The following is a 19,727-nucleotide window of genomic DNA, read 5'->3' as shown; positions in this document are numbered from 1 at the left end:
CGGTATGGATTTTTGGATGCTGATGAGCAGACTGATCGCCATTTTTTATACGGCTTTTTTGTTTGTATCGGCAGACCGCCCTTACACACCGTACGCCGTCTTGTTTCTGCTCGCTTATCTGTCTTTGGGCATTGCGGTCTGCATGATCAGGCCGCCCGCTTGGAGGCGCGGGGTCACCCTCATGGCGCTGGCATTGACCGCTTGGCTTTCCGCCTTAGGCCATCCGGCGTTTCTATTTCTTTTGCCGCCCGCCATTTTTGCGGTTCTTGCCGAATATCCGGTTCACCGCTATGTGTTCTGCCTGCTCGTGTTTTTGCCGTTTTTATTTATCCCGTACGGCGACCTTCCGACTTATATCGTCATGACCTTGTTCTGCTTGGCGATATTCGTTTTGGCCGCCCGGTCCAGCGACCGGCTGAAAAAATATGAAGAGCAGTCAGACAATATGCGCTCAAGCATTGAAAAACTGACGAAACAGCTGCACAGCAGCACAGAATATATCAAACAATCGGAGTATACCGGCAAACTCGAAGAAAGAAACAGGTTGTCCCAAGCCATCCATGACAAAATCGGCCATTCCATGACCGGCGCGCTCATTCAGATGGAAGCGGCGAAGCGGATGCTCGGCTCCCATCCGGACAAAGCGGCTGAACTGCTCCAAAACGCCATTACCATTTCCAAAGAAGGCATAGAGGATATCCGCATTACGCTTAAAAATATGAAACCGCCCGCTGAACAAATGGGCATTCACAGATTAAGAACGTTTATTGATGAATTTTCGGCCAAAAACGGGATGCCGGTTCCGTTTACGCATCAAGGCGATTTGGACAGACTGACGCAAATGCATTGGAGAGTCATTCAGGAAAACGTAACCGAAGCCTTGACCAATGCAATGAAATACGCCGATGCCACACAGATCTTCATTGATATCCATGTGCTGAACAAAGCCGTGAAAGCGGAAGTGAAAGATAACGGAAACGGCGCCGTCCGCTTTAAAAAAGGCCTCGGCATGCTCGGTATGGAAGAACGGGCGGCCGTTTTGCACGGAACCGTTATTTTTGACGGCACGGCCGGTTTTTCCGTCACGACATTGCTTCCGGTTGAATAAGTGAATGTTTTCATGTGAAAAATATGAAGATTCTCATGTCAAAGGAATGAACAGCTGCACTAACGGCCGTTCATTCTTTTTTTTATAATAAGAGCATCATAAGACATAGAGGTGGAAACATGAACATTTTGGAGCTCAAACAGCTGAGTAAGAAATTCGGTGATTATGCCGCCGTTGACCAGATGTCGCTTGCCGTAAAAGAAGGTGAGATTTTCGGGTTTCTCGGCGCAAACGGAGCCGGAAAAAGCACGACGATCAATATGATCTCAGGTCTTTTAAAACCTTCAGGCGGAGACATTCTGTTTCTCGGAAAAGATATTTTCAAATATAGCAAAGCAACGAAAATGAATATCGGCATCGTCCCTCAGGACCTCGCGATTTACGAAGAATTAAACGCCTATGAAAATGTGAAGTTCTTCGCCGGGCTGTACGGCCTGAGAGGGGCGGCTCTGAAAGAACGGGTCGAGGAAGCCCTGACATTCGTCGGCTTGAGCGATAAACACAAATATTTGCCGAAGCATTTTTCCGGCGGAATGAAGCGCAGGCTCAATATTGCGTGCGCTCTTGCCCACCGGCCGAAACTGATCATCATGGATGAACCGACGGTCGGCATTGACCCGCAATCAAGAAATTATATTCTGCAATCAGTGAAAAAGCTGAATGAAATGGGCTGCACGATCATCTACACGAGCCACTACATGGAGGAAGTAGAAGAAATATGCACGCGCCTCGCCATCATCGACCACGGAAAAGTCATCGCAGAAGGCACAAAAGAACAGCTGACCTCCATCATTACCGACACGAAGGACGTCGTGATTGAGCTGTCATCCGGAAACGGCATCAGCCTCGGCGATATTCAGGAGCTGCCCGGCGTCAGAGCCGCCACACTGGAAGAAAACAGCGTGAAAATCAGCTCTGACACAGGGGTCAACAATTTAAACCGCCTGATCCGGTACTTCATGGACAAAGGAATTGAAATCCGCTCCTTGCAGGAACAGGCCCCTGACTTAGAAACGGTATTTCTCACGCTGACAGGCAGAAGCCTGCGCGACTGACCTCACTGAAAGGAGGATTGCAAATGAATATTCTGCACATCGCCGTGAAAGAAATCAAAATCAGTTTCCGCGACAGACGGACTTTTATTTTCATGCTTGCTTTTCCGATCGTCTTCATGCTGATTTTCACTGCGGCATTATCAAACGCCTTTGATTCAGAGGTGACGGTCGGAAACATCAAGGTCGTATATACGGACCAGTCAAACGGCCCTCTTTCTCATGATTTTACTGAGTTTATGAAAGCCGCAAAAAAAGAGCATGTCTATTTTCAAAAAGCGGCCACGGAGGCAAAAGGCAAAAACGAGGTTCGAGAAAATCAGGCGGATGCTTTCGTCACTGTAAAAAACACCGGTTTTCAAGTCTATACAAATGACCGGAGCGGCATAAACGGCACGATTGTCCAAGGCATGCTGACCGCTTTTACCAATCAATACAAAGCAGGCGCCGCCGCTTACAAGGCGCATAAGGCGCCTTCCGCCGGACAAATCAAAAGCGATTATATGAAGCAGACGTCTTTACACAAAGCGAAAGAACCGAAAGCGAAAGATTTTTACGCGATATCCATGACGACGATGATCGGGCTGTACGCCTCGATTTTTGCAAGCACCTTATTCCGCGGGGAAAGAATACGGCACACCGCAGATCGCCTGATCGCCGCCCCGCTCCGGAAAAGCGATATCTTTCTCGGAAAGATGCTCGGCATTTTGGCTGTGAATGTTCTGACGATTCTTGCCGTTGTCGCCTTCAGCAAATTTATCTTGAAAGCGAATTGGGGCAGCCACATGGGACTTGTGCTTTTGATTCTCGTTTCTGAAATTCTTTTGGCCGTCAGCTTCGGGCTCAGCCTGAGCTATTTGACCAGAAAACCCGAAAGCGCCAGATTAATCACCGTCATCATCGTTCAGGTGATGTCCATTATCGGCGGCGCCTATTACAAATATGAAGGCGGAGGAATTTCCGCCCTGTCGCCCTTATCCTGGATCAATAAGGCGATTAACAACATCATTTACGCAAATGATGTATCAGCGGCATGGCCTGCACTCGGTTTAAATACAGCATTAGCGGCACTCTTTTTGCTGATCGCCGCATTTACGTTTCAAAGACGGGAGGGACTGTAATATGAAAAACTTCTGGTGGCTGTTTGCGCACACTCTCAAAGGGATTACAAAAAGCAAAAAACAGCTCATTCTTTATATCGGGGCTCCGCTGATCGGCGTCTTCCTCTCCTTCATGACCAATGCCAACGGCGGGGCCGAAACGCTCAATATCGGCATTCTCAATCAAGACGGCGGAGAAGTGGCACAGGATACGGTCACGTTTTTAAAAGGACTGGATCATGTGAAGATTTCGGAGGAAACGGCTGCGTCCGCCTCATCAAAGATCGCTTCAGGAAAAATGGAGGCGCTCATTACGTTTGAAAAAGGCTTCTCCCAAAGCGTAAAAGACGGGAAACCGTCTCACATCGGCATGACCTCGCTGAAAGGCGCCCAGGTCACCGGATATGTCAGCTCTTATTTGTACAATTATATGAACAGCGTCGCCTCAATCGGCAAATCCTCCGGCGGAGACGCAAAGGCCTTTCAGGAGATGTACGCCGATTTCAAGCATTCTCCCATTCAAACGGAGTCCGCTGTTTTACAAGATACATCGAACCATAAAGAAATGACTTACTCAGTCATCGGGTATCTCATTATCATTATGCTCTATTCCGCCGGCAACCTGACGGAACTGATGATTAAAGAGAGAGAAAACAGGACATACTACAGGCTTCTGTCAACGCCGATCACATCAAAGCAGTATGTATTGGCGAACGCGGCGGTGAATATCATTATCATGGCCGTCCAAATTCTATTCGCCGTTCTCTTTATGGGCGCCGCTTTTCATATTCATCCGTCATTCCCGCTGTGGCAGCTGTTCGTCCTGATGATGCTGTTTGCATTAAGCGCGATCGGGGTCGCCTTTATTGCCGTCGGTTTTTCCAACAGCAGCGCTTCGGCATCGGCGCTTTTGAATTTGATCGTCGTGCCGACATGCTTGCTGGCCGGCTGCTTCTTTCCGGGCAATATTATGCCGAAAACGGTGCAGACAATCGCCGAATTTCTGCCTCAGCGCTGGGTGCTCGATACGGTGGATCAATTGCAGCAAGGCCGCACGTTCCAAAGCCTGATGCTGAACATCATCATTTTGGGAGCCTTCGCCGCCGCCCTGTTATTAATAGCCGCATACAGGTTCAGCGTAAAACGTCAGACACAGACATTTATGTAAAGAAAAACAGCCCCGTAAAGGGCTGTTTTTTCTTAGAACAGAAGCTCGTCCGGATTCGGGCCGACACGCTCGTCTTTGTTCAATGCGCTGATCTTTTCCATTTCTTCCTGTGACAGTTCGAAATCAAAAATATCGGCATTTTCTATGATGCGGTGCTCTTTAATCGATTTCGGAATGGTAACGACTTCGTTTTGAAGATCCCAGCGCAAAATCACTTGAGCAACCGATTTGTTATGTTTTTCCGCAATTTGTGACAGCACTTCGTTATCGAGGAGCTGTCCCTGCATCAATGGAGACCAAGCTTCCACTTGAATGCCCTGCGCTTTGCAGAAATCTCTTACTTCTTTTTGAGTCAGGCGCGGGTGGAATTCAATCTGGTTGACCATCGGCTTGATTTCAGCATCTTTCAGCAGCTCTTCTAAATGATGCACTTGGAAGTTGCTGACGCCGATGGCGCGGATTTTGCCGTCTTTGTACAGCTTTTCAAGAGCGCGCCATGTGTCTTTATATTTATCCTTGCCCGGCCAGTGAATCAGGTACAGATCGAGGTAATCGAGGCCGAGGCGCTCAAGGCTTTTCTCAAACGCGTCAAGTGTCGTTTCGTATCCTTGATCTTCATTCCACACTTTTGACGTGATGAACAGTTCTTCTCTTGCAACGCCCGCAGCTCTGATGCCTTCGCCGACACCCTCTTCATTTTTGTAAATAGCCGCCGTATCAATGCTGCGGTAGCCGTTTCTGATTGCCGCTTCGACGGAGTCCGCCGCTACGCTTCCGTTTTCCACCTTGAAGACGCCAAGGCCGAACCACGGCATTTCAACGCCATTATGAAGCTTTACAGTATCTTTTAAGCTTTTTGCCACGTTGAACCATCCTTTCTAGTCATTATGTAAACGGTTATTATTATCTCACATTTCCGCCGTAAGAAACCAATTATACGCTCATCGTCATCACAAAAACCATCTTTAGTGCCCAAGCACCACTTCCGTTATTATTTTCCTATTTTTCAAAAATTCCGGTTAACCGGGTAACTGTCCGGGTAAATCGCTACTGTAGCCACCACACAATTGAAGGAGGAAATCATATGAAACGTATGCGTATCCCGATGTCCGTTGCCCTTGGCGCCGCTTTGTCTCTGACTCCTCTGTCCTTTGTATCCGCAAAAGAAAACCCGGTCCCTCAAAACATGGCACAGCAATCATCAGATGTCTCAGCAAAAGATGTCGGATTAAACATTGACGTTGACCTGCTCGGCATCGGCAATTCGATTGCTGACGCGATTAAGTCGGCGCAAAACCGTGACGGCTTCGTCAAAAACTTAATGGAATCTTCATTCTACGCTTCCGGACAAAAATATAACGTCATGGTGTTTAATTTAAGCCAGGAATATGAAGATCATTTTAACGGTGTTCAGTTTTACGGTTCCGCCGTTTATGACGGCATCACGTACGGCATTTGGGTGTTTGAAGACGGAAGCTTCACCAATAAAGGTGATGGCGGCTGGATCAACTGGGCCTTCAGAGGCTGGTTTGACCGCGACGGCGATCACGTCGAATTCCATCGTCCGTAATCAAAAAAAGTCCGGCGACAGATGCCGGACTTTTTTGATTTATTCATCTCCGTCAAGCATGGCCGCTTCCACATCATTGATGTATTGGCGAAGCTCATGTGACATATCGCGGGAAATTTCCCGCTCTTCGAATAATGTTTGGATTTCGTTGCGGATGGCCTGCACGGCCCGCAGTTTGATTTCGAGTTTTTGATTTTCAAAACGGCGGCTCGGATTCTGTTCGTGATACGAGTGCCCCAGCCTGAAAATCAGGTGATTGTAAAAGGAAATGACGGCAAGCGTCACATCTTTATTTTCTTCGGTCATGTGTTTTTTCAGGCTTTCAATGGCCGCTTTTGCCGTTTTAACCCTTGTGGCGCGGATGAGGCCTTCTTCATTTAAAATCGTCATTTCCGGCTTTTTATGTTCACCGAAAAAGATCCAGTACATCAGGCGTTTCAGCTTTTTCTTAGATAAGCCGACTTTAAACGGATTCGTATACAGCACTTCCAGTTCATCAAACCGTTCCTGAAGGCTGTCAGCCGTTTCTTCCGGTATGTCGCCCCGCTCAATCAGCCGCAGCAATTCTTCCTGTTCAGCCTGTATCCCTTGGGCGCGGACTTTCCGCTCATCTTTTTTCGTGCGGTTTTTGACGGTGAACTGCTGAAATCTGAGATTTTTCATTTTCTCATTGTATTCGGCAATGACCGCAAAAGAAGCCGTTTTGTTTGTCTCATTCATATTTTCTTTAATGGCGGTTAAGGCAGCTTTTATCAGCTTCCGTCTCGCTGTCAGCAATTTGACTTTCTTCTCTTTCACATTGTCTTCCGGCTTATCTGTCAAAATCGGCAGTACGATTGTCGCCAGCACCAATGTGCACATAATAACACCCGCGGCTAAAAAGAGAATCAAATTCCGTTCAGGAAACGGTGAGCCGTCAGAGAGCACGTAAGGAATGGAAAAGGAACCCGCAAGCGTGACCGCTCCCCTGACGCCTGAAACCGAAATCAGCAGGGTCGAGCGCAGGCCGGGTTTATAAATGCTCTGATCCTTGTTAAAAAACCACTTGCCGTTCCAAAAAAACAGCACCCACAAAAACCTGAGAATCATTAACGTCAGCGTAATGACGATAATGTACCCGATGACCATCATATTGTTAAACGCGGTATCATTAAAGATGACGGAAACCACATCCGGTATTTGCGCCCCTAAAATAACGAAAACAAGACCGTTCAGAATGAACAAAATAATATTCCACGTACTTGAAGAGACGATTTGCAGTTTGACCATCGTTGATTCAAGACGGTCCTGCTCCACCGCATGCGTGATGCCGCCGGCCACAACAGCTAAAATGCCGGAAACGCCGATTTCTTCAGCCGCGAGATAGATGACGAACGGCGTCAGAATTTGAATCAGCATATGCATCGTGACATCCTGCATGCCGAGGCGGCGCAAAAACAGCCGGAAACGGATAATCAAAAAAGAAATGACGACACCGCTGAGTAAACCGCCGGCTGAAATCAGAACGAAACTGAAGGCGGCCTGCGCCAGCGAAAATGCGCCCGTCACGGCAGCCGCAATCGCAAATTTAAAAGCGACCAGGCCGGATGCGTCATTCATCAGTCCTTCTCCTTCAAGGAGACGCAGAATGCCTTTTGGCATCTTCACTCGCCCTGACAGCGCGCTGACCGCGACAACGTCAGTCGGTGACAGTATCGCCGCCAGCCCGAACGCGGCAGCCAGCGGAATGCTCGGAATCATCCAATGAATCGTGTAACCGCCGACAATCACCGTGGCAAACACGAGCCCGAGCGCAAGCAGCAGAATCGGCGCCCTTAAATTCCAAAGTTCCGCACGCGGCGTCCGTTTTCCATCGTTAAAAAGCAGCGGAGCGATAAACAAAACAAAAAACAATTCGGTATTCAGTTCAAAATGAAGCCCCTGCGGAAATGACGCCGCAATGATACCGAGCGCCACCTGAATCAGAGGCACTGGGATAAAGGGGACAAACCGATTTACGATATTTGAGATCGCGATGATGGTTAAAAGTACGAGTACGACTAAAAATATGTCCAAAGCATGACCTCCTTCATCTGCTGCATCATATCATTATTGCCTGTTCTCTGCCTTTGCCAAAGGCCGGAGCCGATGATCGGGCAGATTCAATATATTTTCCGCACGCAACCATTCTTCTTTTATTTTACCCGTTTTTATTTAAAATTTCTCATAACGTGCTCACGGCGAACTTTTTTTGCCTTCAGCTACATTTTTTCTAGAAAAAGAAAAAGCCTGTTTTCTCTGAAAACAGGCTTTTTCGCAAGCTGCGTCATCTGTTTCATGACGCGGTGCAGCGTTTATGCTGCTTAGTAAAGGATAGAGAACGCACCGTCAGTGTGTCTCTATCCTTGGTTTTAAGTGCTCATCTTATTCGTGAAAATTCGTGCCGTCTGTCGTCGCTTTAATGATGCCGGCGCGGATGACGAAATCGCCGAAGTGTTCGCCTTCCTCACGCTCTTTCGCGTAGCGCGGGAGAATGGTGCGAAGCTCATTCAGAATTTCCTCTTCACCGATATTTTCCCGGTACATTTTGCTCAAACGGCTGCCGTCAAACGCCGCTCCTAAATACATATTATATTTTCCGGGTGCCTTTCCGATAAATCCGATTTCGCCGAGCGCATGGCGGGCGCAGCCATTCGGGCATCCGGTCATACGGATGGTGATTTCTTCATCCCGCAGCCCGTTTTCGTCAACAATGTCTTCAATCTTATCAATCAATTTCGGCAGATACCGCTCGGCTTCGGCCATGGCGAGCCCGCATGTCGGAAGCGCGACGCAAGCCATTGAACTGCGGCGGAGGGCGGAATGCTGCCGGCCGTCTGTCAGACCGTATTGTTCGATTAATGCGCTGATTTGTTTCTTTTTCTGGCTCGAGACATTGCCGATAATCAGGTTTTGATTAGAGGTGAGACGGAAATCTCCCGTATGGACTTTGGCGATTTCACGTAATCCCGTCATCAGCTTATAATTCTCATAGTCCGTGACGCGGCCGCCTTCGATAAACATCGTAAAGTGCCATTTACCTTTTACACCCTTCACCCATCCGTAACGGTCGCCGTTATGGTCAAAATGATAAGGTTTCGCTTCATCCAGCTGCCAGCCGAGGCGGTTTTCCAGCTCGGCTTTTACGTTTTCCAGCCCGAGACGGTCAACGGTGTACTTGAATCTGGCATTCTTTCTGACGGAACGGTTTCCGTAATCGCGCTGAATCGTAATGGTTTTTTCCGCTACATCATACAGCTGCTCCGGTTTGCAGAAGCCGATGACTTTTGAAAGCTGCGGATAAGTGGCCGTATCGCCGTGCGTCATTCCCATACCGCCGCCGATTGCAACGTTGAATCCGATAAGACGGCCTTCCTCCACGATGGCAATGAAGCCGAGATCTTGAGAAAAGACATCGATATCATTGGACGGAGGCACGGCGATTCCGATTTTGAATTTCCGCGGCAGGTACAGCGGCCCGTACATCGGTTCCGTTTCCGTGTCAGGAGTGCCCGCCACACGTTCCTCATCAAGCCAGATTTCATGATAGGCTCTCGTGCGCGGAAGAAGGTCATCGCTCAATTTCTTCGACCATTCGTATACTTCCGCATGAATTTCAGACTGGTGCGGATTTGAAGCGCACATGACGTTTCGGTTGACATCTCCGCAGGCCGCAATGGTATCAAGCAGCGCCGCATTGATTTTCTGAATCGTTTTTTTCATGTTCCATTTTAAAATTCCGTGCATTTGGAACGTTTCACGCGTTGTCAGCTTCAATGTATTGTTTCCGTATTTTTGCGCCAGTTCATCCATGACAAGCCATTGTTCCGGAGTTGACACGCCGCCTGGCATCCGGACGCGCAGCATGAACTGATAAGCCGGTTCAAGCTTTTGTTTTTGACGTTCATTACGGAGATCGCGGTCATCCTGCAAGTAGCTTCCGTGATGCTTCATCAGCCGGTTGTCATCGTCCGGGATGCCGGCTGAAATCCGGTCGAGCATGACTTCTTTCAATGTGCCGCGCAAATAATCACTTTTTTCTTTAATTTCCTCAACATCACTTGGAGGGCCTTCCGGCGCTTTTAAAATGTTGTTCACCATGCTGAATAAGCTCCTTTCAAACCAAAATCAATATACGTCACGCTGATAGCGTTTTTTCTGCTGCATGTCTGCCAGGAAGCTTTCCGCTTTTTCACGGCTCATGCCGCCTTCTTCCTGAATGATATCGAGAAGCGCCTGGTGCACGTCATGCGCCATATGCTGTTCATCACCGCAGATGTATACGGCGGCTCCCTGCTGCAGCCATTCATAAAGCTCTTTGCTTTGTTCTTTCATGCGGTGCTGCACATATACTTTTTCCTCCGAATCCCGGGAAAAAGCGACGTCCATTTTTGTGAGAACACCGTTTTGCAGCCATTTTTGCCATTCCGTCTGGTACAGAAAATCAGTGACAAAGTGCTGATCCCCGAAAAACAGCCATGTTTTCCCTTCAGCTCCGGTTTCTTCACGCTCCTGCATAAAGGAACGGAACGGTGCGATGCCTGTCCCCGGCCCGACCATAATGATCGGTGTATCCGGATTTTCCGGCAGCTTGAAGTTTTGGTTGTGCTGAATGTAAATCGGAAGCGTATCTCCCGGCTGGAGTCTTTCCGCACACAGAATGCTGCAGACGCCTTTTCGTTCTCTGCCGTGCGCGTCATACCTGACCGCTCCGATTGTCAGATGCACCTCTTCCGGATTCGCTTCTAAACTGCTTGCGATCGAATAGAGCCGGGCCGGCATTTTACGCAGGATGGAAAGAAAGTCTTCCGCTGTCGCTTCCCACGGCCCGAAATCCCGGACGAGATCAAGCAGATCACGGCCGTTGATGTATGCTTTCAGCTGCTCTTCGTTTCCTTCGGCCAGAAGTTCACTCAGCTTTTGGTCAGCCGTAAACTGTGCGGCCTTTTGCAGGAACGGTTTTGTTAAGACGGTTATTTCAAAATGAGAAGTAAGCGCATCTTTCAGCGGGAGGCGCTCTCCTTGTTTATTCACCGCCACTTCCTGTTTTGGGTCCCATTTCAGCTCATTGATCAGCTCATCAACGAGCGCCGGATCATTTTCCGGATAGATGCCGAGGCTGTCTCCGGGCTGATACGCGAGGCCCGACCCTTCAAGCGAAAGCTCGAGATGGCGTGTTTCTTTATTCGAACCGCGTCCATTCAGATTGATGTTCTCAAGAACCTCCGCCCGAAACGGGTTCGTTCTGGAATAAACGGATTCACCGAGAGCCGGCGTCTCAGCAGGCGCTTCGGCTGTTTGATTTCCCGCTCCTTCGTTCAAACCGCCGATGACCGCGTCAAGCCATTCAGAAAACGGCTCATCATAATCAAGATCGCAATCAACCCGCGGCGCAAGCTGGGTGCCGCCGAGCTCTTGAAGACGCTCGTCAAACTCTTTGCCGGTCTGGCAGAAAAATTCATACGAGCTGTCCCCGAGCGCCAAAACGGAGTAACGGAGCGCTTCAAGCTTCGGCGCGCGTCTGCCGTGAAGAAATTCATGAAAGGCCAGCGCGTTATCCGGCGGATCGCCTTCTCCGTGCGTGCTCACCACGATCAGTAAATTGTTTATTTTTTTCAGATTATTCGGCTTAAAATCGTTCATCGACGCGACGGTGACCTGGAATCCCCGTTCCTCAAGCGTCTTTACCGTCTGTTTCGCAAGACCTTCCGCATTTCCCGTTTGCGATCCGTATAATACGGTCACTTCTCTTGAAACTGCCGGGCTTTCTGCAGGAGCCGGAGCAGCGGGCGCGGCTGTTTCACCGGATTCGGACCGGGCCGCAGCCAAATAACCGCTCAGCCAGATTTTCTGTGATTCTGTCAAGGTCGGCAGAAGGCGGTTAAGGAGCTCTGCCTGCTCCTGATTAAACGGACTGTTCATGACCTGAAGTTGCAACGATATCCACCTCACAAGGAATTAAACGTAACGTACGTTATTTCTATAGGAATTGTCAAAATAATATTCTAATTGAAACTTTACCGAAAGTTTGTATGTAAGTAAAATATATAATCATGATGACAACGATTAAGATTACTAATGGTAAAAAGCCCTTTGCACTTGGCAAAGGGCTTACACGAATAAGCCGGCGGGCACTTCTTTTATAAAAGGAGAGGGTTCTCCCGGAGACAAAACGGTCAGATGATGCATCGCCCGCGTACAGGCCGTATATAACAGCTTACGGTCATGTTCGCTTTTGTACTGGACAGCAGAGGCGTCAGCAGCAATGACGGCGTCAAACTCAATGCCTTTTGCCAAATAAACGGGAATGACGCATACCCCTTTTTGAAAAGGCTGGTTTTCTTTATTGATCAAGCGGACACCGCTCTCGGCGCTGACTGTCTGAAACACTTTTTTGGCTTCCGCGGCCGTTTTGCAGATGACGGCGACCGTCTCCCAGCCTTTTTGTCTGAGCTCCCGGATTGTATCCGCCAATTGTTCCTGCCGCGCATTTTCTGTATCCGTCCGCAAAACACGCGGTTTTTCCCCGTTCCGGTTAAATGGCTCAATGTCATCGCCGTCAGCCAGCAGCGCTTTCGTAAATTCAACAATCTGCCGCGTCGATCTGTAAGTCCGCTTCAGGCTGACATACTTTTCTGCACCATTGCGAAAGCAGCCGGCGAGGGAAGAAGGGCCCATAATGGTGTGGGCATAAATCGACTGGCTGACATCACCGAGCACCGTCATCTTTGCAGCTGGGAAGATGCTTTGAATATACGTGAGCTGAAATGGGGAATAATCCTGCGCTTCATCAATGAAGACGTGCTTCATTTGTGTGTTTTTTCTTTTTCCTTCTAATAGATCCTGCAAATACAGATACGGAGCGGCATCTTCATACGGAAGTGACCGTTCTGCAAATGCGTTTCTGGTCAAAGCGCCGATGCTCTGCCAATGATCGGGCTTTTCATCAGCTCCCCAGTCTGAAAACAGCCGGAGATACATCCGTTTTATATCGAGAAAGCCGAGCCGTCTGACGGCCTGCTTAATCGGTTTAAAGGCTTTGCCGACAATAATGGCGCCAAGCAGCCGCTGTTCGCGCTGATGGTCGTCAAATGCAGGTTCATCATCTGCCGCCTGCTTCTTGAGTGTTTGATAAACCTCAGCATAGTCTTCCTTATCAAGCAGCTCGCTCTCCTGCAAGACCCATTCCTTCTTACGCTCCTTTTTTTCGAGAGCGCTGATTTCCGCGAGAAGCCATTCCGCTGTCAGCTCCGCTCTGTTCGGAATCGGCAGCTGCTGATCAAGCGAATAAAAATAGTCTTCAATCCGTTCTTTTGAAATCAGGATGTCTCCCCGGAAGCTGATCTGTTTACACATCAGACCCGAGCCGGAAAGCGAGCAGGCATAGCGGTCAATCATGGCCTGGAAAGCTGATGACGCTTTGTAAGCAACGGCTGCGAGCCTTACGGAAAGTGCGTCCTGATTTTGTTCAGTCAGGCAATATTCAAGCTGCTCGTACGGGCTTTCACAATCAAACTTTCGTCCGAGCCGGCGGATGATATATTCCTGAAAGGTAGCCTGCTCCATATTCTCTTCTCCCAATTCCGGCAATACGGCGGAAACATAACTGTTGAACAAAATGTTCGGGGAAAACAATACAATCTGACGGGCATCAAGCACCCCGCGCCCGCGGTACAGCAAGTAAGCGGCCCGCTGAAGCGCCGCGGATGTTTTCCCGCTTCCGGCGGCTCCCTGAACGATGAGATATTTGCTTTTTTCATCCCGGATGATTTCGTTCTGTTCTTTTTGGATGGTTGACACGATGTTTTTCATATGCTGTCCGGAATGGCCGCTCAGCACCTCTTGCAGCATTTCGTCACCAATCGTCATATCCGTGTTAAACATCGCTTTAAGCGTACCGTTTTTAATGATGAACTGCCGCTTCAGTGTGATGTCTCCTTCTATCGTTTCTTCGGGAACTTCATAGCGGGCTTTTCCCGGGGAATATTGATAGTAAAGAGATGAGATGGGCGCGCGCCAATCATAAATGAGAAATTGCTCGTTGTTTTCATCCATCAAAGAAGTCAGCCCGATATAAATCCGCTCGGAAGAAGACTCCCCTTTTTCCGTAAAATCGACACGGCCGAAGTAAGGAGAGGTTTTCAGCTTTTGGATTTTTTGAAGCTGCCGGTATTGAAGCAGATGCGTCCGTTCACGTTCTGAAAGCATTTCTGCCTGCTGTTTAATGCTTGAAAATGTCTCAGCCGCTTCATGGGCGTCATCCATATTCACGGTGACATCATCCCAAAACGTTTTTCTCAGCCCGACAATATCCTGCTTCAATCCGCCCGATGAGGCTTCAAGATGAGTTTGTTTCTGTTCCAGTTCCTTCATGACAAAATTGATTCTTTCCTGCTCTTCTTTCCACTCTTTATCACGTTTTGCCATCAGCGGCACCTCCGACATCAAGCTGACAAATCCGGCTTTCATCATACAAACATATATGCAACATATTATTCAGCATTATGGTCAAATACCCTTTTTCTTATCATATCGGGCGTCTTTTTTTATCAGAAGCCGTTATGAAAAAAAAACCGATTTCTTTATGAAATCGGTTTTTTACTGATCTATATGATAGGAACGATTCGGCAAGCGCCACCTGAACACATAACTGCAGATGCGGCATGCCACAAGCACAAGAAACAGCACATACAAACCGGCGGCATCCCCGGCCCAGCCGAGGCCCACGATTAACCCTCCGAGCGCGGCCCAGACCGCGTAAATTTCCGCCTTGAGCACAAGCGGCTTCCTGCCCGCGAGCAAATCCCGTATGATGCCGCCCCCGCTGCCGGTGAGGACCGCTGCCGCAATCACCGCACTGAGCGGATGGCCCATTTTCACGGCATATAAAGCGCCTTGGATGGCAAACGCCGAAAGCCCGATGGCATCGGATAGGTTGCCCCATTTACTCCAATGCCTTAACAGCAGCTTCGGAAACAAAAAGACAATCGTAACTGATGCGAGAGCGATTTGAAAAAACGCGCCTTGCTCCCACAAGGCGGAGACCGGAACACCGATCAGCAGATTTCGGATCGCTCCTCCGCCGAACGCCGTTACAATCCCCAAGATATACACGCCTAAAATATCATACTCCTCTTCCATCGCAACAATCGCTCCGCTGACCGCAAACGCAATGATGCCGATTACACTAAGCAGCTCCCAGGCCATTCCATATGCTCCTTTTTATTTGTTAAATTTTCTGACGACCATTAGATTTTATAATCGCTTTCTCTTAAAATCAACCTTATTTTTGAAAGATTCTGATTCCTAATCCGGGACAACCTCACTCGCAACGGCTGGGAGCAAGAACATTTACCTATTTTATACTATTTTGGGAGGTTTATTGGAAGTTTCATTGAATACTTTCTCTAACAAAAAGGGGGTTATGAGATGAAAATCAGTTCACTTGTTTTTCCTGTTTTATTGGCCGCCGGATTAATTCCCGGCCTGCCGTCAGCCGAAAGCCATACGCATTCGCACACTCATGCGGAGCCGGCGAAAACGGTGTATACGGACCCGCTTCCGAAAGCCGATCATTTTAAAGATCTGAAGGGCCCGGTCCAAGTCGAACAGACGGTTGACACAAAAATTCTGGATGAAAACGGCAAGCAGGTCGGCACGAAACGATTCAATGCCAATGTCAGTCAGGATAAAGCCTCAACTAAAGCCAGCACGGGCAGCCAGAAGGTCAGAGTGCTGGCGGTGGCGGACGCTGAATACCGCGCCAAATACAGCGACTGGCAAACGCGAATCGTCCAGATCGTGGAGCAGGCGGATGTTGCTTTTAACCGTGATCACAACATTGATTTCGTCGTACAGGCCGTGCAGGCTTGGAATTCCTCCGGCTCAAACAGTTCTCAGATTTTATCGAATCTCCAAGGCAGCTTCAGAAATCAAAATTATCATTTTGTCGTCGGTTTTACCGCAAAATCAAGTTTTGACGCCGGCGGTATCGCGTATGTATATAACGGCAAACCGAGCGGCCCGGCTTTCAGCGTGAACCTTGATCAAGGAACGGCCAACACGGCGAAAGCGGCACAGCACGAGTTTTCCCATAACTTCGGACTTCAGCATGACGCCCAAGGCAGCGGCATCCGCTGCGTCATGAATTATGATTATGCCTATTCCGTGGATATTTGGGACAGTTCCCATAACAGACAGATTGCAACAAACAAAGCTTGGTACAAATAATAGAAAAAGAGCCGCTCCCATGGAGCAGGCTCTTTATTTTGCCGTGCGTTCCGTTTTGACAAAACACATGCAGATAATAATGAGAATAAATGCCGTCAATGCCAGGAAAGGAATGGTAATGAAACCGAACCAGTTTATATATTCAGATGAACAAGGCACGCCGTAGACACACGGCTTGATGCCGCTGAAACCGGGCACCTTCTGCTCAAGGTAATGCATGATCGATATAAACGCGCCGATGACGGCCATCGGCAGCACGTATTTTTTCACGCGCGTGTCACCCTGGAAGGTGGCGATTCCTAAAATCAGGACAAGCGGGTACATGAGAATTCTTTGATACCAGCACAGCTCGCACGGTATGAATTTTCTGATCTCGCTGAAATAAAGGCTGCCGAGCATGGCAGCAAGAGCGATCACCCAAGAAGCATATAAAAATACGATTCTATTTTTCATTTTTCAGCTCTTTCTTAATCGATTTTGAAATCTCCTCATAATCAGAGAATTTTTTAATCACTTTGTCATTTACGTAAATCGTCGGTGTCGCCGTTATGTTTAATTTATCATTCAGGTCAGTGTCAGCTTTCAGCTCTTTTGCAAATGTCTCTTTATCAAGGTTTTCCTTCAGCTTGTCAGGATCAACCTTTTTCGCGGTGCTTTTGACCGTTTTTTCAAGCAATGCAGGCGTGACCCATTCCTGTTCGCTTGACGGCTGCTGTTCAAACAGCTTTTCATGGAATGCCCAGAATGATGCCGGGTCTTCTTTCCACACTTCTTCTGAAGCAAGAGCCGCCAGACGCGAGCCGCTTCCGTGGTACATGACGTTCACAAATGAAAATTTCACGTCGCCTTTATCGATAAAATCTTTTTTGATTTTCGGAAAGATATCGCTGTTAAATACTTTGCATGACGGACATTTGTAATCTCCGAATTCAACTACCGTAACAGGCGCGCTGTCTTTGCCGAGCACGGGCTGTCCTTTAATGGAAGGCTGTTCGGCGACTGTTTCGCCCGCTTTTTCCGTTTGGTTGTTAATAATTACGATGGCCGCAAATAAAACGACAACGATTAACGTCAGTATCACCGCAAATTTCGCAGACGATTGTTTCTTTTTCACTCAGACACCTCATTGTTTTTAAAATAAAAAAGAAGCGGATGCCGGATGGCCCGCTTCTCTATTTTACCAAGACAACCTTGTTTAAGAAAACCCTGAAAAACGAATTATCTTTGACAATTATTCCGCTTTCACTCTCATGACGCGCATCGCGTTGGCAACGGCGATCAGCGTGACGCCTACATCTGAAAAGACCGCTTCCCACATGGTGGCGAATCCGAATGCGCCAAGCAGGAGAAAAATGATTTTTACGCCTAAAGCAAATCCGATGTTCTGCCAGACGATCCGGCGTGTTCGGCGTGCAATCCGGATGGCTTCGGCTGCTTTTGACGGCTGGTCTGTCATCAGGACGACATCGGCCGCTTCGACGGCGGCATCAGAGCCGAGAGCCCCCATGGCAGCTCCGATGTCAGCTCTGGCAAGCACAGGCGTATCATTAATCCCGTCGCCGACAAACATCAGTTTTTCATTCGGTAAAAGCGCCGCTTCAAGTTCTTCGACGCGGTCTACCTTGTCGCCCGGCAAAAGCTCTGTGTACACGTCATCAATACCGAGCTCTCGGCCGACAGCTTCCCCGGTCTGCTTTGAATCACCCGTCAGCATCACTGTCCGCTTCACGCCGAGCGCTTTTAAATTGGCAATGGCCTGTTTGGCGTCCTCTTTGATTTCATCGGCGATCACGATCGCCCCCGCATACTGCTGATCAACGGCGACATAGACGACGGTTCCGTTGTTTTCAGCTGTGCCGGAAGCGATTTGTTCTTTTGCCATCAGTTTTTGATTTCCGGCTAAAATCGTTGATCCGCCGGTTTTCACCCGAATGCCGTGTCCGGGTATTTCTTCATATTCTTCAATCTCCTCAGCCGAGAGCGGTTGATTGTAAGCTTCACGGATGGAAGAAGCAATCGGATGATTGGAATGGGCTTCCGCAAGCGCGGCCGCATGAAGCAGGCTGTCTTTTGTAAACCCTGCCGCCGGTTTGATATCAGTAACGGCGAAATTCCCTTTCGTTAAGGTTCCCGTTTTATCAAACACGGCGTATGCCACCTGATTGAGCGCTTCTAAATAGTTGCTTCCTTTCACGAGCACCCCTGCTTTAGACGCAGCTCCGATACCGCCGAAAAACCCGAGCGGAATGGAGACGACGAGTGCGCACGGACAAGAAATCACAAGGAAAATCAGCGCGCGGTACACCCAGTCGGATAGCGCGGCTGAAGGCACGAGAAGCGGCGGTAAAAAGGCGAGAAGCACCGCAACAATGACAATGGCCGGTGTATAGTACTTGGCAAACTTCGTAATAAAGTTTTCCGTTTTCGCTTTGCGTCCGGCCGCATTTTCGACCAGATCCAATATTTTTGACACGGCAGAGTCTTCATATCCTTTAGAGGTTTCAATATGAAGCACGCCGTTCTGATTCATAAATCCGGCCATCACATCTTGCCCCGGCTCCGCTTTTCTCGGCACGGATTCGCCCGTTAAAGCGGATGTATCAACCATCGAAGAACCGCTCAGCACCTTTCCGTCCAACGGAATCCGTTCTCCGGGATTCACGACGATGACCTGTCCGACTTTGACGTCCTGCGGCGGAACGGCAGTCATGCCGTTTTCCGTTTTCACATTGGCGTACTCAGGACGGATGTCCAATAACGCGCTGATCGATTTTCTGGATCGGCTGACGGCCGCTCCCTGAAACAGTTCACCGATTTGGTAGAACAGCATGACCGCGACGCCTTCCGGATACTGATGAATCATAAATGCGCCGATCGTGGCAAGCGCCATCAGAAAATGCTCATCAAATACCTGGCCGCGGACAATGTTTTTTCCCGCTCTGGCTACGATATCGCCGCCGATGATCAAATATGAAGCAAAAAAGAGCAGAAACTCAAGGACGGCGCCCGTGTGCGCGAAGTAAGCGATGACGGCCAAAACGGCTCCCGCAGCCAACCTCACTAACATCAGCTGCAGCTTTTTGCGGTATTCATCCTCGCCGGGTTTGTCTTCGTGCTTCGAACGAACGGTCACATGAGGATCAATGGACTTTACTTTTTTCGCGACTTCGTCTTTCATCCATTGCTCGTTTTTGCCGCCGGCTGAGACCGTGATGGTGCTTGCCGCAAAATTGACAGCACAGCCGTCTATGCCGTCAATGGCTTTTACGCCGTTTTCTATTTTTTTTGCACAGTTGCTGCAATCAAGTCCGTCTAATACAAATTCACCTTTGGCTGCTTTCATTTTCGACTCACCCTACTTTCCGTAATAGGATTCCCATAACATCAATACAGCTAAACGAATTTATATATATGAACATATACTCATATATTTGTTTTCTCTATTATATGCAGGCTTTGAATAAAGTGTCAATAAAAAAGA

At 48.6% G+C, this 19,727-nt stretch carries 15 protein-coding genes; 6 read left to right on the top strand and 9 right to left on the bottom strand.

All coding sequences use genetic code 11. The features are described 5' to 3' along the window. Nucleotides 1–4: 4 nt before the first annotated feature. The 4 genes from BGM27_RS13705 to BGM27_RS13690 all read left to right on the top strand — a co-directional run bounded on the left by BGM27_RS13705 (nt 5) and on the right by BGM27_RS13690 (nt 4,428). Nucleotides 5–1,108 (top strand): sensor histidine kinase, encoded by a 1,104-nt coding sequence (locus tag BGM27_RS13705; RefSeq protein WP_032865283.1) that lies wholly within the window; start codon nt 5–7, stop codon nt 1,106–1,108. A 119-nt stretch (nt 1,109–1,227) separates the two neighbouring features. After that, nucleotides 1,228–2,163 carry an ABC transporter ATP-binding protein gene (locus BGM27_RS13700; protein ID WP_007410026.1) on the top strand — a complete coding sequence of 312 codons (936 nt, stop codon included), beginning with the start codon at nt 1,228–1,230 and terminating at the stop codon, nt 2,161–2,163. 23 nt (nt 2,164–2,186) lie between these two features. Further along, entirely contained in the window at nt 2,187–3,281 is a 1,095-nt protein-coding gene (locus BGM27_RS13695) for an ABC transporter permease (protein WP_007410025.1), read from the top strand. A 1-nt stretch (nt 3,282) separates the two neighbouring features. Next, complete coding sequence (locus BGM27_RS13690) at nt 3,283–4,428, top strand: ABC transporter permease (protein WP_007410024.1); 1,146 nt, start codon at nt 3,283–3,285, stop codon at nt 4,426–4,428. A gap of 32 nt (nt 4,429–4,460) precedes the next feature. Here BGM27_RS13690 and BGM27_RS13685 read toward each other — a convergent pair whose 3' ends face one another. After that, entirely contained in the window at nt 4,461–5,291 is an 831-nt protein-coding gene (locus BGM27_RS13685) for an aldo/keto reductase (protein WP_007410023.1), read from the bottom strand. A gap of 221 nt (nt 5,292–5,512) precedes the next feature. On the opposite strand from BGM27_RS13685, the gene BGM27_RS13680 reads away from it, so the two are divergent. Beyond that, nucleotides 5,513–5,998: a hypothetical protein gene (locus BGM27_RS13680; RefSeq protein ID WP_020954314.1), complete on the top strand. Its 486-nt coding sequence runs from the start codon at nt 5,513–5,515 to the stop codon at nt 5,996–5,998. A 39-nt stretch (nt 5,999–6,037) separates the two neighbouring features. On the opposite strand, the gene BGM27_RS13675 is transcribed toward BGM27_RS13680, so the two are convergent. The 5 genes from BGM27_RS13675 to BGM27_RS13655 form a co-directional block, all read right to left on the bottom strand. Beyond that, nucleotides 6,038–8,053 carry a Na+/H+ antiporter gene (locus BGM27_RS13675; protein ID WP_007410021.1) on the bottom strand — a complete coding sequence of 672 codons (2,016 nt, stop codon included), beginning with the start codon at nt 8,051–8,053 and terminating at the stop codon, nt 6,038–6,040. Between the two features lie 348 nt (nt 8,054–8,401). Continuing rightward, on the bottom strand, nt 8,402–10,117 hold the full coding sequence (gene cysI / locus BGM27_RS13670) for an assimilatory sulfite reductase (NADPH) hemoprotein subunit (RefSeq protein ID WP_003151735.1): 1,716 nt from the start codon (nt 10,115–10,117) through the stop codon (nt 8,402–8,404). 27 nt (nt 10,118–10,144) lie between these two features. Beyond that, entirely contained in the window at nt 10,145–11,953 is a 1,809-nt protein-coding gene (locus tag BGM27_RS13665; protein ID WP_007410019.1) for an assimilatory sulfite reductase (NADPH) flavoprotein subunit, read from the bottom strand. A gap of 174 nt (nt 11,954–12,127) precedes the next feature. Then, nucleotides 12,128–14,443: an RNA polymerase recycling motor HelD gene (gene helD / locus BGM27_RS13660; RefSeq protein ID WP_041482321.1), complete on the bottom strand. Its 2,316-nt coding sequence runs from the start codon at nt 14,441–14,443 to the stop codon at nt 12,128–12,130. Nucleotides 14,444–14,614: 171 nt separating this feature from the next. Further along, a complete protein-coding gene (locus BGM27_RS13655) occupies nt 14,615–15,223 on the bottom strand; it encodes a trimeric intracellular cation channel family protein (RefSeq protein ID WP_007410017.1) in 609 nt (202 codons plus the stop codon). Between the two features lie 222 nt (nt 15,224–15,445). On the opposite strand from BGM27_RS13655, the gene BGM27_RS13650 reads away from it, so the two are divergent. Then, nucleotides 15,446–16,246, top strand: a complete 801-nt coding sequence (locus BGM27_RS13650; RefSeq protein WP_007410016.1) for a zinc-dependent metalloprotease — start codon at nt 15,446–15,448, stop codon at nt 16,244–16,246. A 33-nt stretch (nt 16,247–16,279) separates the two neighbouring features. On the opposite strand, the gene BGM27_RS13645 is transcribed toward BGM27_RS13650, so the two are convergent. From BGM27_RS13645 to BGM27_RS13635, 3 genes are all read right to left on the bottom strand, one after another. After that, on the bottom strand, nt 16,280–16,699 hold the full coding sequence (locus tag BGM27_RS13645; RefSeq protein WP_007410015.1) for a disulfide oxidoreductase: 420 nt from the start codon (nt 16,697–16,699) through the stop codon (nt 16,280–16,282). Next, nucleotides 16,689–17,360, bottom strand: coding sequence for a disulfide bond formation protein BdbD (locus BGM27_RS13640; RefSeq protein ID WP_007410014.1), 672 nt, complete (start codon nt 17,358–17,360; stop codon nt 16,689–16,691). Before BGM27_RS13640 ends, BGM27_RS13645 begins: the two co-directional genes overlap by 11 nt. A 117-nt stretch (nt 17,361–17,477) precedes the next feature. Then, a complete protein-coding gene (locus tag BGM27_RS13635; protein WP_007410013.1) occupies nt 17,478–19,589 on the bottom strand; it encodes a heavy metal translocating P-type ATPase in 2,112 nt (703 codons plus the stop codon). Nucleotides 19,590–19,727 lie beyond the last annotated feature (138 nt).

The sequence above is a fragment of the Bacillus sp. FJAT-27001 genome (assembly GCF_019039175.1).
GTDB lineage: Bacteria > Bacillota > Bacilli > Bacillales > Bacillaceae > Bacillus > Bacillus velezensis.
This window is presented reverse-complemented; position numbering and strand designations above follow the sequence as displayed.